The sequence below is a fragment of the Hyphomicrobiaceae bacterium genome, assembly GCA_041397645.1.
In the GTDB taxonomy this organism is placed as follows: domain Bacteria; phylum Pseudomonadota; class Alphaproteobacteria; order Rhizobiales; family Hyphomicrobiaceae; genus Hyphomicrobium_B.
In genome coordinates this window covers 2,077,861-2,093,606 of sequence record JAWKWE010000004.1, presented here as the reverse complement: position 1 = coordinate 2,093,606, position 15,746 = coordinate 2,077,861, and the positions used below count along the sequence as shown (strand labels likewise).

Annotated in this window: 16 protein-coding genes and 1 tRNA gene; 9 read left to right on the top strand and 8 right to left on the bottom strand. The window is 59.7% G+C overall.

Annotated elements, in window-relative coordinates; all coding sequences use genetic code 11:
- The first annotated feature begins 184 nt into the window (after nt 1-184).
- The gene (locus R3D51_09740; protein ID MEZ5899763.1) at nt 185-2,203 is read left to right on the top strand and encodes an acetyl/propionyl/methylcrotonyl-CoA carboxylase subunit alpha; all 2,019 of its coding nucleotides are present in this window, start codon (nt 185-187) and stop codon (nt 2,201-2,203) included.
- A gap of 90 nt (nt 2,204-2,293) precedes the next feature.
- Here R3D51_09740 and R3D51_09735 read toward each other — a convergent pair whose 3' ends face one another.
- Nucleotides 2,294-3,142 carry a LysR family transcriptional regulator gene (locus R3D51_09735; protein ID MEZ5899762.1) on the bottom strand — a complete coding sequence of 283 codons (849 nt, stop codon included), beginning with the start codon at nt 3,140-3,142 and terminating at the stop codon, nt 2,294-2,296.
- Nucleotides 3,143-3,247: 105 nt separating this feature from the next.
- A complete protein-coding gene (locus R3D51_09730) occupies nt 3,248-3,448 on the bottom strand; it encodes a hypothetical protein (protein MEZ5899761.1) in 201 nt (66 codons plus the stop codon).
- Here R3D51_09730 and R3D51_09725 point away from each other — a divergent pair.
- Nucleotides 3,438-3,782, top strand: coding sequence for a hypothetical protein (locus tag R3D51_09725; protein MEZ5899760.1), 345 nt, complete (start codon nt 3,438-3,440; stop codon nt 3,780-3,782). The two genes, R3D51_09730 and R3D51_09725, sit on opposite strands and share 11 nt — an antisense overlap.
- Nucleotides 3,783-4,094: 312 nt before the next feature.
- Here R3D51_09725 and lipB read toward each other — a convergent pair whose 3' ends face one another.
- Nucleotides 4,095-4,799, bottom strand: coding sequence for a lipoyl(octanoyl) transferase LipB (lipB, locus tag R3D51_09720; GenBank protein ID MEZ5899759.1), 705 nt, complete (start codon nt 4,797-4,799; stop codon nt 4,095-4,097).
- Nucleotides 4,800-5,050: 251 nt separating this feature from the next.
- Here lipB and R3D51_09715 point away from each other — a divergent pair.
- Nucleotides 5,051-5,137: transfer RNA gene (locus tag R3D51_09715), tRNA-Leu, on the top strand.
- A 214-nt stretch (nt 5,138-5,351) separates the two neighbouring features.
- Here R3D51_09715 and R3D51_09710 read toward each other — a convergent pair.
- Nucleotides 5,352-6,557, bottom strand: a complete 1,206-nt coding sequence (locus R3D51_09710) for a polysaccharide deacetylase family protein (GenBank protein MEZ5899758.1) — start codon at nt 6,555-6,557, stop codon at nt 5,352-5,354.
- A gap of 426 nt (nt 6,558-6,983) precedes the next feature.
- Between R3D51_09710 and mgtE the strand changes: the two genes are divergently transcribed.
- On the top strand, nt 6,984-8,360 hold the full coding sequence (mgtE, locus tag R3D51_09705; protein ID MEZ5899757.1) for a magnesium transporter: 1,377 nt from the start codon (nt 6,984-6,986) through the stop codon (nt 8,358-8,360).
- Between the two features lie 25 nt (nt 8,361-8,385).
- Nucleotides 8,386-8,844 (top strand): GNAT family N-acetyltransferase, encoded by a 459-nt coding sequence (locus R3D51_09700; protein MEZ5899756.1) that lies wholly within the window; start codon nt 8,386-8,388, stop codon nt 8,842-8,844.
- 30 nt (nt 8,845-8,874) lie between these two features.
- Here the strand turns inward: R3D51_09700 and R3D51_09695 are convergent, their stop codons facing one another.
- The 4 genes from R3D51_09695 to R3D51_09680 all read right to left on the bottom strand — a co-directional run bounded on the left by R3D51_09695 (nt 8,875) and on the right by R3D51_09680 (nt 12,137).
- Complete coding sequence (locus R3D51_09695) at nt 8,875-10,200, bottom strand: hypothetical protein (protein ID MEZ5899755.1); 1,326 nt, start codon at nt 10,198-10,200, stop codon at nt 8,875-8,877.
- A 94-nt stretch (nt 10,201-10,294) separates the two neighbouring features.
- On the bottom strand, nt 10,295-11,050 hold the full coding sequence (locus R3D51_09690) for a hypothetical protein (protein ID MEZ5899754.1): 756 nt from the start codon (nt 11,048-11,050) through the stop codon (nt 10,295-10,297).
- Nucleotides 11,051-11,063: 13 nt separating this feature from the next.
- A complete protein-coding gene (locus R3D51_09685) occupies nt 11,064-11,549 on the bottom strand; it encodes an isoprenylcysteine carboxylmethyltransferase family protein (protein ID MEZ5899753.1) in 486 nt (161 codons plus the stop codon).
- 129 nt (nt 11,550-11,678) lie between these two features.
- A complete protein-coding gene (locus R3D51_09680) occupies nt 11,679-12,137 on the bottom strand; it encodes a hypothetical protein (GenBank protein ID MEZ5899752.1) in 459 nt (152 codons plus the stop codon).
- Between the two features lie 278 nt (nt 12,138-12,415).
- Between R3D51_09680 and R3D51_09675 the strand changes: the two genes are divergently transcribed.
- The 4 genes from R3D51_09675 to R3D51_09660 all read left to right on the top strand — a co-directional run bounded on the left by R3D51_09675 (nt 12,416) and on the right by R3D51_09660 (nt 15,719).
- On the top strand, nt 12,416-12,859 hold the full coding sequence (locus R3D51_09675; protein ID MEZ5899751.1) for a hypothetical protein: 444 nt from the start codon (nt 12,416-12,418) through the stop codon (nt 12,857-12,859).
- A gap of 75 nt (nt 12,860-12,934) precedes the next feature.
- Nucleotides 12,935-13,375: a DUF1489 domain-containing protein gene (locus tag R3D51_09670; protein MEZ5899750.1), complete on the top strand. Its 441-nt coding sequence runs from the start codon at nt 12,935-12,937 to the stop codon at nt 13,373-13,375.
- 14 nt (nt 13,376-13,389) lie between these two features.
- Complete coding sequence (locus tag R3D51_09665) at nt 13,390-14,514, top strand: pyridoxal phosphate-dependent aminotransferase (GenBank protein ID MEZ5899749.1); 1,125 nt, start codon at nt 13,390-13,392, stop codon at nt 14,512-14,514.
- Complete coding sequence (locus tag R3D51_09660) at nt 14,511-15,719, top strand: MFS transporter (GenBank protein MEZ5899748.1); 1,209 nt, start codon at nt 14,511-14,513, stop codon at nt 15,717-15,719. The genes R3D51_09665 and R3D51_09660 overlap by 4 nt, the downstream gene beginning before the upstream one ends.
- Nucleotides 15,720-15,746 lie beyond the last annotated feature (27 nt).

Genomic DNA, 15,746 nt, shown 5'->3' with positions numbered 1-15,746 from the left:
TTGACTATGATGGCTGCCCGTTCGATTGAGTGCGGCCGCAAAGCGCGGGGAGGATGGTGCGCGGGGCCCCAGCTGGCGGTTTACGAGCGGCCCGCCAATGACTAGAAGGTCCGATGGACAATCAAATCGACATGAGCCACGAGGGCGTTAACCAACGTTTCTCGTCCGGGGATAAGGGCGCAAGATGTTCAAGAAAATTCTGATCGCGAACCGTGGCGAGATCGCCTGCCGCGTCATCAAGACTGCGCGCAAAATGGGCATCAAGACGGTAGCGGTCTATTCGGACGCTGACCGCGATGCGCTGCATGTGGAGATGGCCGACGAGGCGGTGCATTTGGGGCCTCCTCAAGCAGCGCAGTCCTACCTCCTGATGGATAAGATCATCGCCGCCTGCAAGGCCACAGGCGCCGAGGCGGTCCATCCGGGTTACGGCTTTCTGTCTGAACGCGAGGCATTCCCCACCGAGCTCGAAAAGAACGGATTGGTCTTCATCGGACCCAACGCCAAGGCGATTGCCGCGATGGGCGACAAGATCGAGTCGAAGAAGGCCGCCGCGGCTGCCAAAGTTTCTACCGTGCCCGGCTATATGGGCGAAATCGAAGATGCCAAGCAGGCGGTCAAGATCTCCGAGGAGATCGGGTATCCCGTCATGATCAAGGCGTCGGCGGGCGGTGGCGGAAAGGGTATGCGTATCGCCTACAACGCCAAGGAAGCAGAAGAAGGCTTCCAGCTTGCGCGTTCGGAAGCGAAATCCTCGTTCGGCGATGACCGTTGCTTCGTCGAGAAGTTTATCGAGAACCCGCGCCACATAGAAATTCAGGTGCTGGGCGACAAGCACGGCAACGTTGTCTATCTCGGCGAGCGTGAGTGCTCTATCCAGCGCCGCAACCAGAAGGTCCTCGAAGAGGCACCTTCGCCCTTGCTCGACGAGAAAACCCGCAAGGCCATGGGCGAGCAGGCTGTCGCCCTGTCAAAAGCAGTGGGTTATGATTCGGCCGGCACCGTCGAATTCGTCGCCGGACAGGATCGCTCCTTCTACTTCCTTGAAATGAACACGCGCCTGCAGGTCGAGCATCCGGTCACCGAGCTGATCACCGGCATCGATCTGGTCGAGCAGATGATCCGCGTCGCGGCAGGTGAAAAACTGCCCTTCAAGCAGGCGGACATCAAGCTGAAGGGTTGGTCGGTCGAAAGCCGCGTCTATGCCGAGGATCCCTATCGCAACTTCCTGCCGTCTATCGGGCGTTTGGTGAAATATCGGCCTCCGGCGGAGAAGACCGAAGGCGGCATCACCGTACGTAACGACACCGGCGTGTTCGAGGGTGGCGAAATCTCGATGTACTACGATCCTATGATCGCCAAGCTCGTAACCCATGCGCCGACCCGCGAGGCCGCCATTGATGCTCAGGCCGATGCGCTCGATGCATTTTATATCGATGGTATCCAGCACAACATTCCCTTCCTGTCGGCAGTGATGCAGCATCCGCGCTGGCGCTCGGGCAAGCTATCGACCGGCTTCATCAAGGAGGAGTTTCCTGAGGGCTTCAATCCGATCGAGCCTGCGGGGGAAGATCTGAACATCATCGCCGCCGTGGCTGCTGTCATCGACCATCTGGGTAACGAGCGCCGCCGCGCCATCACCCATCAGATGACCGGAAAATCAGTGACCTTCGCCAAGCGTCGTGTAGTGCGCGTTGGTGCGACCACCGTGACGCTCGACGTGTCGGGCGAGGTACCAGGCCCTTACGCCATCTCCTTCCTCGATGCCAACGGTAAGGTGACCGCGACAATGGAAGCGATCTCAAACTGGTGGCCGGGCGAGCCGGTATGGACCGGAACGGTCGGCGGCAAGGAGGCTTCACTGTTGGTACGTCCGATCGCCAACGGTGTCAGCCTCGCTTATCGCGGCATCCAGGCCCCGGTCTACGTTTATACGGAGCGGGAGGCCGAGCTTGCGGCCCTGATGCCGATAAAGGCAGCAGCCGACATGTCGAAGTTCCTGCTTTGCCCGATGCCAGGCCTAGTCAAGTCGATCAGCGTAGAGGAGGGTGCCGAGGTCAAGGCAGGCGATACGCTTGCGGTGGTAGAGGCGATGAAGATGGAAAACGTCCTGCGCGCAGAGCGCGACGGCAAGGTCAAGAAAATCGCGGCCAAGCCCGGCGACAGCCTCGCGGTGGATGCCGTCATCATCGAGTTTGCCTGATAGCCGCTACGCGAACGAGACCAGACTTACACAAACAGGCGCCGTCACTGGCGCCTGTTTTCTTTTGACCTTCAAGGTTGGTCATCGCCTTTAACCGTACCGTGCAGCTTCTGCGCGGATGCCGTCGAGGATGGTCTCATAAGCTTCTTCGTTGCGGGTTTCCGGGTAGACCATGCAGACGGGGTAAACGAACTTGCGCCCACGCTTGGGCTGTCTGAGACGGCCGCGGGACACCAACGGACGCACCATACGGGCTGGGAAATAGGCTTGGCATTCGTTGGCCAGAATATAGTCGAGGCTCATAGGCCCCAGATCCAAAGTCACCGCCGGATTGGCGTGTTCAGGGAATGCGCCGGCATGGTCTTGCATGAACTCGGCGCACCAATCGATCAGCACATAGTCGGCCGGTTGGCGGCGGCCACCCTGCTTGGCGCTCGTTACCAGGACGAATTCCTCATCGAACAGGTGTTCGATGGTAAGCCCAGGCGGAACCGAGGGTCGGTAGAGCACGGCGACGTCGAGCGTGCCTTCGATCAGGCGCTGAGTCAGCACCGAGGAAGCCCCCGCGGTGGCGGAAATGGCGACATCCGGCATCGTAAGCCGCAACCCCGACGCCCACTTCAACAGGAAAGAACTCCACAAACTGAGCGGAGCGCCCATGGACAAATGATCACGATGTGTGTCGGCAAGTGACACTTGGAGCTGCGCCTGCTGCCACACGCGGACCATGGCGAGCGCGTGCTTTTGAAAGAGTTCACCCGCCCCGGTTAGCTCCGCGCCTGCCTTCGAGCGTTCGAACAGCGGGCGACCGAGCATGTCTTCAAGCCCTTTAATTCGGGCTGAAACTGTCGATTGGGTGACGTTCATCTTGCGCGCGGCGTCTATGAAACTGCCGGTTTCCGCGACCATCAGAAACGTTCGTGCGAGGCTGACATCCATGACGCTGATACCCCGAGGGTGAAGCCAAACCGATCACAGAAATCTATCTATCGAAAAAATCGATATCACCAACCATCAAAATTCGTTTGTGAACAAGCTTGAAATTCACCAGAGTGCCTGCGGCTCGAAAAAAACAATCGAGTCGAGGCGTACAACAGCGCCGAAACTAGCCACAACAGAAGGACGACATCCGATGGCTAAAGCTGCAAAGAAAGCTGCCAAGAAGGCTCCCGCTAAGAAAGCTGCGGCGAAGAAGAAGAAGTAATTTGTTTCTGCCGCGATCTGGAAAGCTGTAATGAAATTCACCTCTCTTGCAGCTGGTATGGTCGCAGCTCTTCTTGTGACCTCGACCGCCCAAGCGGTCAGCGTCACCAACCACGATGATAAGGAGGTCAAGCTCACTATCATCGAGGGAGATGCCCGGCAGGAAAGTGTTATCCCGCCCGGCAAGGTGATCGAAGGGGTCTGCCAGAAGGGCTGTATTATCCGCCTCAATGACAGTGACAACGATGAGTACGAGCTGGAAGGCTCGGAAGCCGTGTCCGTCGAAGAAGGCTTCCTCTACTACGATACGCCGCTAGGAGATGGCGCGCCGCAAGGCGGCAGCACCGAACCTGCGGACAAGCCAAAGTCGGAGTAGAAGAAAATCGCGGTAGTGTATTGGGCGCCTACCTCCAGGACGGAGGTAGGCGCCTTTTCTTTTGAGACTCATGAGGTTAATGCATCGCTCGGCTAGCTGATGCGGGGTGCCAAGGGGAGACTAGGCGGGGGTAGGCAGCCTACTCAGAAGGGCCACGCGAGACCCACTTGCTCCCCCTGACCGGAGGTTTTTCCCGCCCTCGCTTAAGCGAGCGGTCGCGGTCAAAGTGAGTCTCGGGGTGCAATTTGATCCGGACGCCATCCATCGGCGTCTTCGATCAATGGTGCCAATTTGCAATATCCCCAGTTTTCCTCACAGCGGCGGGTCGGTGGGCACGACCGGCCCGAACACCTTTTCGAATGCGGCGCGCAAGGCGATGTCGGCATCCGTCATGGCAACCGGCAGGCCGAGGTCGGTAAGTGAGGTGACGCCATGGTCCTGGATACCGCACGGCACGATCCCCGCATAATGGGAAAGATCCGGCTCGACGTTGAAACTGATGCCGTGGGTTGTCACCCATCGCGAAACGCGCAGGCCAATCGCAGCAATCTTGTCCTCGCGATCGGCACCCTTTTCGGGTCGCCGCACCCAGATGCCGACACGACCTTCCCGACGCTCGCCTTTGACATTGAACGCCGCAAGCGCCTCGATCACCCAGCGTTCCAAGTCGGCAACAAGCCCACGTACATCGCCGCCGCGCCGCTTCATGTCGAGCATGATGTAGGCCACGCGCTGGCCAGGGCCGTGATACGTGAACTGCCCGCCACGTCCCGTTTCGAAAACTGGAAAGCGGTCGGGCTCCAGTAGGTCTGCGGGCTGCGCGCTGGTGCCCGCGGTGTAGAGCGGCGGATGCTCCAGGAGCCAAACGAGTTCGGATGCCTCGTTGCGGCGAATCGCGTCTGCGCGCGCGTTCATGGTCGCGAGCGCTTCTGGGTAAGGCACTGGCCGGTCCGAGATCGCCCAGCCGATGACGCCGGTGGTGGCCTCAGGGGAAGCCGGGGCTCGGGGGGTATCCATGAAATTGTGGTCTCCTAATCTGATAGGCACGCGATAGTGGCTTGCGGACGGCTTTGCCGGTTCCCCCGCGGTCCTCTGGCACGTAACGCGGGCACTTGGAATCGCGCCATTTTGCCCTTTGTTGTGGCGGGACAAAACTGCTGCTTGCGTTGGGACGGTCGCTCTGTTACCTGGGGCAACCTCTCCGGTTCGCAGGGTCCTTTTTAAGGCTGTGGCCGGATCGCAGGCTCTAGAAATCCTAGGCCTCAAATGCGGTTGTGGCGGAATTGGTAGACGCACTACCTTGAGGTGGTAGCGCTGGAAACGGCGTGGAGGTTCGAGTCCTCTCAACCGCACCATTCATTTTGCGATAGTGCCGCCCTCGGATTCGGGTCGGTTTGTCAAAGCGATCCCCGGAAAAGAAAGCGCATCGGATTGACCGCCAAGATCAGCCGCTCAGCGGCGCTTTGCCGTGGTCGGCAGCTGTGATTCAAAAGCGGTACGCGCCGTTTGGCCCAGACGAAAGGCCGCTCTAAAGGCGGCCGTTCTCGACAAGCGGCGCTGAGTGCAGCCTCAATTGGCGAAAGTGCGCGACTGCCAGGGCAGCTGTTCATGCTCAGGACGTGCGGCAGGCTTTGGAGCGCGCCGCGGCTTGGCTGCGGGTTTGGTCCAAGGCAAATGGTCGTCGTTGGATGCTGTGGTAGGTTCCGCTCCACCCTTGCTGGCCGAGGTCGTGGCAGCCTGAGCGCCTTCCTTTGGAGGGGCGGTCCAGGTTAAAGACCGATCGGAGAGCGGGGACTGCTTCGCCTTGCTACCCTTGGCGGCAAGTGCCTGGGCCGCTGGGACATCGAATTCCACCATCGTCGGCTCTGTTTGCTTTGGCACAACGTGCACCAGCTTGTAGCCCTGGTCGTGAAGCGTATCGAGTAGCTTCTTGATCATTCCGGCCGTCGAAGGCTGGATGTCATGCATCAGGATGATGCCTTTATGCGTCACGTTAAGCTGACTCATGATCCGCTTGAACGCGATGTCCGAGTTGCGGGTCTGGTAGTCCTTGCTGTCGATGTCGATGAAGAATGACGCAATATTGCGCTTCTTCAGATGCTCAAGCACTTGCCGACTTTCGCTGAGATAAGGGAAGCGGAACAGCGGCGCGATCGGCTGTCCGGCAGCCTTGGTGACAGCCGAAAAACCCAGTTCAAAATCCGATCTCGCCTTGAGGAGACCGATGGTTTTCAGATTGCGGTGGTTGAACGTATGCGAGCCGACTGTGTGACCCGCGGCGATAACCTCACGCACCATGGCGGGGTCTGCAACTGCCATTCGTCCAACCATGAAGAACGTTGCACGGCTGCAGTGAGCATCCAACGCCGCCAGCACTCGGCGCGTGTAAGCGCGCAAGGGACCATCGTCGAAAGTCAGGATGACTTCGTGGTCCCGAAGAAAAGAATTGTAGGCGTGAGAGCCGCCGAATATCGGTCCGCCCGTTGAATCGATCTCAACCACGCGAGAAATGCCAAGTTTGTCGGGATCTTTTGCGCAAGCTGGAATATCCAAGGCGTGCTGAGCGGCGTCGCCTTGGTTTGCGTCGCTCGTTTGGCCGGAATCTGATGAGTTGTCGGACGCGTGCTCTACGCTTCCGGTCTCTACGCTGAGAAGCTCGGGTTTCGACGAACCATCTTTTGCGGGTGCGGTGGCTGCGAAGCCAAAGGATGCTACCAGACCGATCAGGCAAGAGACCGCCAATAACCGGCAGCGGTCCAAGACTCCCAACAACATTGCGTGCCCATCCCTCTAAACAACTCGGGCCGCCACTGCGATTCCCGCGCCGCGTAGTGCGGCTCCACCAAACTGCGCCTGGATTTTCCCCCGCAGCCGCTTTCAGAGCAAGAACCCGATGCGCCGCAGACCGTCAAGGCAGCTAGGCTATTTCCAAATTCCTTATATATGGTTTGGCTGGCAGATTTGCGACCTTACGGAAATGTAGGCAAAATCAAGGTGTCTGCTGTGCCCGATGAGTAACGGTTTGGTTGGTGTCGGCAAACTATATGATGCGCCGGAACCGTAGCGGGCTAGTGCGGAGCGTCTGACAATTGTAACACGCGCGTAAGGGATGCCCTGGCTCTCTCGCGATTGCGCGGGACAAGGCCGTCCGATCGTCACTTCTTGGGTGAGGTTTTCAACCAGAGCGAGGTAGCCGCGGACGTGGCGGAAGAAAGAGAACACGACCAGGAACCTGTCGACGAGGCGGAAAACAGCCAGCTGCTCAACGCTGTGTCCGATGCGCTTCACCGCAAAGCGGTTGACGAGGTGCGCACGCTCGTCGGCGATCTGCGCGCGCCTGATCTCGCCGCCGTTATCGAACTCCTTGCCCCAAACGAACGCGTTGAACTGATCCAGGCGCTGGGGTCGTCATTTAATTACGAAGTGCTCTCCGAGATCGACGAAGGCGTCCGAGATCAGCTCTCGGAAGCTCTGCCAAACGATCTGCTTGCCAAGGCTGTCACAGAACTCGACACCGACGACGCCGCCTACCTGATCGAAAATCTCGAAGAGAGCGATCAGCAGGAAATTCTCGCGCAGCTTCCCTCCGAAGACCGCGAGGCGATTGAGCGGAACCTTGAATATCCTGAAGAAACCGCCGGCCGTCTCATGCAGTCGGAGTTTGTGGCGGTGCCTCCGTTTTGGACCGTGGGGCATGTCATCGACCACATGCGCGAAACCGAGGAGCTTCCGGATCACTTCTCGGAGATCTTCGTCGTGGACCCGAGTTTCCGGGTCATGGGCTCCGTCGATCTTTCGAGGCTGCTGCGCACCAAACGCGATGTTGCTGTCGCTGCCATCATGGATACCGAGCGCCATATGGTGCTCGCCACCGAGGATCAGGAAGAGCTAGCCCGCCAGTTCAAGCGCTACGATCTGATGTCGGCACCGGTCGTCGACGCTCATAACCGACTGGTGGGCGTCGTGACGGTGGACGACGTGGTTGAGATCATCCAGGACGAGGCCGAGGAAGATATGAAGGCTCTGGCTGGCGTGGGCGACGAGAGCCTGGCCGGCAGCGTCATCGATACGGTGCGCTCGCGCGTGCCCTGGCTGATCGTAAACCTCGGCACCGCCATCCTGGCGTCGTTCGTGATCCAGGCTTTTGACGCTACCATTCAGCAGATGGTGGCGCTCGCCGTTTTGATGCCGATTGTCGCGTCCGTCGGCGGGAACGCGGGAACCCAGACCATGACGGTGACGGTGCGCGCGCTTGCGACCAATAAGCTTGGGCGCGTCAATTCTCCGCGCGTTATTTCCAAGGAGGCTGTCGTCGGACTAGTCAACGGGCTGGTCTTGTCGACAATCATCGCGCTGGTCGTGTTCTTTTGGTTTGGATCGGGCAAGCTGGGTGCAGTCATCGCTGCCGCCATGATCTGCAACTCGCTGGCGGCAGGATTGGGCGGCATTCTCGTGCCCCTGACCATGGACCGCTACGGTCTCGATCCTGCACCTGCTTCCGGAGTATTCGTCACCATGATCACCGATATCGTGGGATTTTTTGCATTCCTTGGGCTGGCCTCAATCTGGCTCCTGTGACGACAGCGTCGAGGAGGAGTGGGTTATGATCAATACGGGTAAGACCAGAGTGCGGGCGCTGGAAGCGCGCGATGAAGCCCGCTGGCGCGAGCTATTTGAAGGTTACATCGCATTCTACGAGGCACAAGTTGCGCCCGAGATCATTACGCTCACCTTCGAGCGCCTGCTGGCGGAGAAAGACGGCATGGTCGGTCTGGTCGCCGTCGATGACAGTGACCACGCGGTCGGTCTTGCCAACCTCGTGTTTCACCGCTCCACGTGGTCGCTAACCTCATACTGCTATCTGGAGGACCTCTATACCGATCCTTCCGTCCGGGGGCGCGGCGTCGGCGGAGCTTTGATCGGAGCGACCTATGCTCTGGCGGATGCGCGCGGAGCGACGCGGACCTATTGGGCCACACAGCAGAAGAATGAAACGGCGCGCCACCTCTATGACCGGATGGGGGAGCTGACGGACTTTTTGCAGTATCGGCGCCGCAACTAGGCCGGAGAAACGACTGTGCGCCTTGGGTCTTCAGCTTGACGGCGCGTCAAGCCGGCGAGTTAGATTCTCGAATTCGCGCCGCAACTCATCATTCTTGAAGATGTGCTCGAAGCTCGGCGCTTCCAGCTTCTGGATGGCTTCAAATGACGCTGAGCTGTCGCGCATGAGATTGCGCAGCTGAACGCTCGCCTCCACCGTCTCGTAGGTGTTGTCGGCAATTCGCAGATCATGCACCGCCTTGACGCGCGCCCGTGCGATCTGCTCGCGCTGGCCCTGCAAGTAGCGGCGGTAAGCCTGGGCGGCGTCTTCTGCCACTCTTTGGCTTTCCCGGTTGGCTTCAAGCGCGCGCTTCTGGTCGGGACGGTTTTCCGCCTTCAGCAAGTTCGATGTTTTTGCTTTTGCAGCCTTGATGTCGCCGAGGATCGCATCGAGCTTTGGCATGTACTGGGTGTCGATCTTGGTGATGGTCGCGTCTTGGGCGCGCACCAGCATGGCGAACAAGGCGGCGTGCATGGCGAAGTACTTGCGCGCTGAATTCATGTTGTCGCCAGTGGTCGAAATCAGCTTGGCGAGCTGACCATCGATAAGTCGTGCGGCCTCGAATGCGGCGACCAAACGAACAAGATCGCCCGACAGCACGCTATCAAGCAGCAGATCGACCTGATCGGTTCCAAGCTCGATGCCGGACGTTTTCAGTGCATCGGCGATTTCGCCCTTTGCCGCTTTGATCGCATCGCGGTTGGCCTCAACGCGCTTCACGTTTTCGTCGATCGTGGCTTGGATCGAGGAAACCGTGTCCGAGACGATCGCGTCTTTGGGGGCGGTCAGTTGCCGCTCTTTGAGGTGCGCGTTTTCATCTTCCAGCTCGCGGATGTTTTTGCGCAGCCCTTCGACCCTTTTCTGAATCTCGACCACTGGCACGTTGGTCACGATGGACAGCGCGGCGTCCAGAAGGTTGCGCACCTTCTCCTCGCGATCCTCACGCGTTTCACGCCATAGCGGAGGAAGGATGAACTCGTCGCGGCTGGGCAAGCGTTCCGCATCCGATCGGTTGTCGGCGCTGTCTTTTAGAATGGCATCGACCGCGCTCATGAGAGCGGCGGCCTGTTCGAACTGCGGATCGCCCGCTCGCGGATCGGCCGGAGGGGTTTTGTCCGTCTTTTGGGCGCTGATCGTGCCGCTGTCGGTTGCGGTTCTTTCGATGAGATCGCCGATGTGATCCCGATTGGCTGTCTGCGCGAAGGCCACGCCCGCAAGTCCACCCATGAAAAGGGGAAGGCTTGGCCACGCGATCAGCGCGCACGCCAGCGCCATCGCACGCGTGCTGGTTGCCAACCGGCAGGGATCAGAACTCATGGTATCCTCCGCATCCGGCGCTAAGAGCCATGAAAATTCTGGCGAATCGATGATTTGCAGCCAAGACGTTGATGCAACTCAGGTAAGCTCCGACCTATTGAAGCGCTCGCGTGTAGGCTGCCGCAATCAGCTCGCGGAAACGATCATCAATTTGTCGGGCATCGTTGAGAACGAGAACGTCCGGAAATGGTGTCGAAACGCGTCCAGTGTCAGCTTTGCGGGTCCGGTCGCGGCTGCCAGGACCGAAGTCGGCAAACAGCCTCAGATCCTTGGGGCCGGTCAGCAGGGCGGCAAAGGGCATGGGGCTGGCAATTGTGATAAGCGGCGGCTCTGCCGTCTGCACCAGGGTCGGCACGAGTGCGTCCACCTCACGCAAAATAAGTTCGGCCAGCGGTCGCAGGCCCTTGGCCGCAAGGAGCAGGCTGGCTATCTCTTGGTCGCTAGCAGCCGTAACCGGGGTGGAAGCCTTGGGCGCTGCAACGAAAGAGCGAGAGAGCGAGGGCTTTGCGTCGGGAGCCGCTTCGCCCGTCGTCTCAGGCTCAAACTTGGAGTGTTGCGTGTCCGATATTTCCCGGGCAGGAGGCAAACGTGCGTCCGTCGTTGATGCCACCGGCTCCGTGCTCGTGCCATCGTCGCCGTAGATGAGCTGGCCGCCGTTATGGTGAATGCGCTCAAGCCAAGACGCATTTGCAAACGTGAAGCCTTGGACGCGCAGCCAGTCGATGATGTCGTTGCGCCGGCTGTGGCCACACTCGGCGATTGCGCTCATCCAGCCGCTCAGATCGCGTCCGGTGTCTTCCTTCAGCGAAGTGACGAATGCGCGCTCCTGCTCCCCAAGATCCCGGGCCATTACCGTTTCCCGCTCACAGCCAGCGCCGCGCGCGCTGCTTGTAGTCGAGGTAGTCCTTTCCAAAGCGCGCTTCCAAGTGGCGCTCCTCAGGGAGGATCTGCAGGACGGTTACAGCCAGGGCAAATGCCGCCCCCGCAATGACAAACCAGATGTTCTTTGAGAGTTCCGCAAGGCCGAACATCGCCATCACTTCGCCGAGGTAGATGGGATTGCGGAAAAAGCGGTAGGGACCGTCGGTCACCAGCACGCTAGACATCTTGTCGGGCATAACTGTCGTCTCGTGGCCTCGCAAAGTCAGAATGGCGCTTACGATCAGTCCCAGACCGACGCCGCCTATTGCAAGTCCGATAAAGTGGGCCGGGCCATCATCCATGCCGGGCCAGGTCAGCGGCGCCCATCGGCCCAACGCGAGCGCCAAGGCAATGGCCGCGACGAGCAGAACCGGCGGCCATGGGAAATTATTCGCGCGTTCGGCTGCTGTGTTCTGAGGTTGGGTCATGCGTTCGCTGAGGTGACTGCAAAAAAGTGGACGCGACAGTCATAACGCGAAACACCAGTCCACGTCAGGCCGCTTTGCACGCCTAAGTCGACATTGGACTGTGTTGCGTTAACGCGCCGATGACGGGCGTCAATGGCTGGAGGAGGCAGGCGGAACCGTTGGCGACGGCGGCATGTCATCGCCCGTGATCGCCTTTGCGAGATCGAAGGAGCGGCAGTGTTTCGTCACCAACTCATCGTTATAGGCCCGGATCTGTGCAACATCGCGCGCTCGGTCGCTCTTAGGATCGAGGCCGAAGCTTGATCCGCCCATGGTTGCGGAGCCGACAGTGTTGAGGGAACGCGACAGTTGCGAAGTTTGCGTGTCGCTCAATCGGCTTCGCAGCTCAAGGATGCGGATTTGCAGGTGCCCTGCCAGCCGCTTGCAGTCGTACTCTTGCTCTTCCGGGCTGAGTTGATATCCAGCGGTGATCACCTGTCCGCCGCCGTTCCCGCCGGCCTCGCCCGCAGGCGCGTAGGCAAGTGTCGCCGCCGTCGTCGGCTCCAGATTGCCGGCGGCGCAGCCCGTCAGTGCGAGAAAGACGCACATCGGCAAAGACTTCAGGATTGGGGTTCTCGCTGCCACGGCGCCAAAAGAGCTATCAGTTCGGCCGTTTGAGGGCCGAGTCGAACAAAGATCATCATTGATTAGCAATTTTGCCACGTGTTGCCGATAAGCAATGCGGCTTACATGGCAAAAATGGTGAAGCCGTTGCCTTCCTGCGTCGGGCGGGCTTCAATCGCCGCAATCTCGTTCCAATGCTGCCGCGGAATGGTCTGCCCCGACAGACGCCCGCTCACAACATGCCTGAAGAAGGAACTTCGCCAATGGCCCTTTTCCGCCACCTTCTCAAATTCGCTGGAGTGGCCGTTGTGGGGATTGCGGTGACGATATCCTCGCAGAGCGCGCAAGCTGCTGAGTCGAAGCTCTTCTGCCGATTCGAGACGGGCTATGTGTGGACCTACGAAGGTGGCAAGTTCTCGTCCTCGCCTTCTGCGCCTTTGGCATTTGAAATCGACGATGTCGATTTGGACGCGCAGTCAGCGAAGCTGATTATCGAGGGCAAGGATGCTGGGAAACTCAGGATCGTGCGCGCGCTCAACGCCAATCACTTCCTTGAGGTTGCCAACGAGGGCTTCCTCAATCTCACGACGATTTACGACGCCGATCCGGCTACTCCGGACGTCCAGCCAGCGGTGCATTCGCGCCACTTCGGTCTGCTCGGCCAGCCGATGTTCTCTCAGTACGCCGGTACATGCACGCATAAGTGATTTGGCAGATATCTCTGCGCTAGGACTGTGGATAGTGCGATTGCGCCGACTCCCACCTTGAGGTCAAATCCGCTCATGGCACTTCATATGATCAAGCTGTGCGTTGGCGCGCATTCCATAGAGGATCTGGCGGACTGGCAGCGCGGCCGCATAGCGGCAGCGAAAAAGGCGGGCAAACGTCCGCTGCCCTATCACACCACATTTCAAAGCCCAAAACGCCAGGAGGACCTGCTCGACGGCGGCTCTCTTTACTGGGTGATGAAGGGGATCATTACAGCACGCCAACGGTTTGTCGCCTTCGATGAGGGAACCAAGGAAGACGGCACGCCCTGTTGCGTCATGGTGCTCGATCCAGAGCTGATTGCCGTGCGCCCTGTGCCGCGGCGCGCTTTTCAGGGCTGGCGATATCTTTCCGCCGAGGATGCACCGGAAGATCTCGGCAAGTGCGCGGGGAACGGCATCTCCGCCATGCCGCCAGGAATGCGCAAGGCGCTTGCCGAGTTGTGTCTGATCTGACAGATCATCCAGCCATGCCGCACATCCCATTCACACCCATAATCGAAGCCCTGCCCAAACTCGTGCCTTTCGTCGGGCCCGAAGCCATCGAGCGGGGAACAGGACGAAAGTTCCTGGCTCGTCTTGGCGCCAACGAAAGCGTCTTCGGCCCAAGCCCTAAAGCAATTGCCGTCATGCGCGAGGCCGCCGAGACCAACTGGCGTTACGCCGATCCGGAAAGCTACGAGCTGCGGGCTGCACTTGCTGCGTTTCATGGCCTTGACGTTGGTAATATCGTCGTTGGCGAAGGCATCGATGGCTTGCTCGGTCTGACATGCCTGATGTACCTGACGCCTGGGCAAACTGTCGTCACATCGGACGGCGCTTATCCGACATTTAATTTCCATGTGCTTGCTCACGGTGGCCGCCTCATCAAGGTTCCGATGGCGCATGATTGTGAGGATCTCGGCGCGCTGCTTGAAACCGCAAAGGCGGAGAGCGCGCGTATTCTCTACGTCTCCAATCCCAACAATCCGATGGGATCGTGGTGGCCTGCAGACGAGATCGCGCAGTTAATTGCGAATCTTCCGCCTCAAACGTTGCTGATTTTGGATGAGGCATATTCCGACACCGCGCCGGATGGCACGTTGCCGCCCATCGACGTAGCGAATGGTCAGGTGATCCGCTACCGCACCTTCTCCAAGGCCTATGGACTTGCTGGTGCGCGCATCGGGTACGCCATAGCGGAACCGGAGATCATTTCTGCTTTCGACAAGGTGCGAAACCATTACGGGATCAACCGCGTCGGCCAGCTTGGCGCGTTGGCGGCGTTGCAAGACCAGCCTTATCTCGCTGAGGTCGTCAGCCAGATCGCGCGCGCTCGGGATCGCATCGGAGCGATTGCACACAGCTGTGGTCTGCTGCCATTGCCGTCTGCAACAAACTTCGTCGCCATCGACTGCGGGGCCGACGGTGCATTCGCTAAGCGCGTGCTGGAAGGCGTGCTCGACCAAGGCGTTTTCATTCGCAAACCAGCGGTTGCTCCGCTCGACCGCTGTATCAGGGTAAGCTGTGGCCTCGACGCAGATCTCGACCTGTTTGCCAAGGCGTTGCCAGTTTCCGTGGCAGAAGCACGTCGTAACGTCGCGTCCGACACATGACCACAGGACCCGGGATTTTCCCCGATCCGCCGTCCGAGCCTGAGAGTGGTTGGACGCGCGACGAGGATCGACGACGTATCGCCAGCCTTGCGGCGGTTATTACCGCAGCGTTCGGCGTCGGCATGGCTTTCGGCGTCGGCTTTCCGTTGACAGCGCTAACTCTCGAAAGCTGGGCCACGCAAAAATGGCTGATCGGCATCGCAGGGGCAGCGCCCGCCATGGGCGTGTTGGCGACGTTGCCATTTCTTCCGGGGCTTGTCGCGCGCTGGGGGGCCGTGCGGGCCATTTCTGTGGGATGTCTTGTTGGCGCGGCGGGTTTCATCGCGCTTGGACTGTTCCAAGACGTCCACGCCTGGATCGTTATTCGCTTCCTGATGAGCGCCGGGCTCGCGCTGCCGTGGCTGGCCGGCGAGACCTGGATAAATCTCGTCACCCGCGAAGAAACCCGTGGGCGCGTCATTGCGATCTATGCAATCTCATTTTTCTCGGGCTACTCGGTCGGTCCACTTCTGCTGGAGGCGACGGGACTGCTCGGCTATGCGCCTTATCTGGTCGGCGCGGGCGCGATGGCGTTCGCCGGACTTCCAATCGTGCTGGCCGCTCGTTTGGCGCCCGACGTGTCCCAGAAGGGCTCCGATCACTCGCCGTTTTCTGCCGTGCGGCTTGCTCCGGTCGGGATGATGGGGGGCTTCATCGGCGGCTTTGCGGAGATGAGTTACCTGGCGCTGATCGGCAACGTCGGCATTGCAGGCGGACTGGAGCAAGCGACGGCTTTGCGTCTCATGAGCTTTTTGACCGCTGGCGGCGTGGTCCTTCAATTTCTCATCGGTTACATGGCCGACAAAATGGCGCGCACGCTTGTCACTATTGCGCTCGGCGTTGCCTTTATCGTGCTGTCGCTGTTGTTGCCTGCGGCTCTTGCCCATCCGCCCATGGCGTTTCCGCTGGCGTTTGTTCTAGGCGGCGTTGTGCTCGGTTTTTACACTGTCGGTTTGGCGGTCGTGGGCGAGGAGGTTCAGGCACGCGATCTAGCGGCTGCCAACGCGGCGTTTCTCGTCATGTACCAGCTGGGGGCTATTCTGGGCCCGGCTGCGGCTGGCTTCGCCATGTCGATCTCGCCGGTAGAGGGCTTCGTGTATGCCATGGCGCTATTCATGCTCCTGGCGCTGGCGGGAGTGCTCTGGCTGTGGCGGAGACAGGCTTGAGCGCGCGCGTCGTTGCGATGCCACACG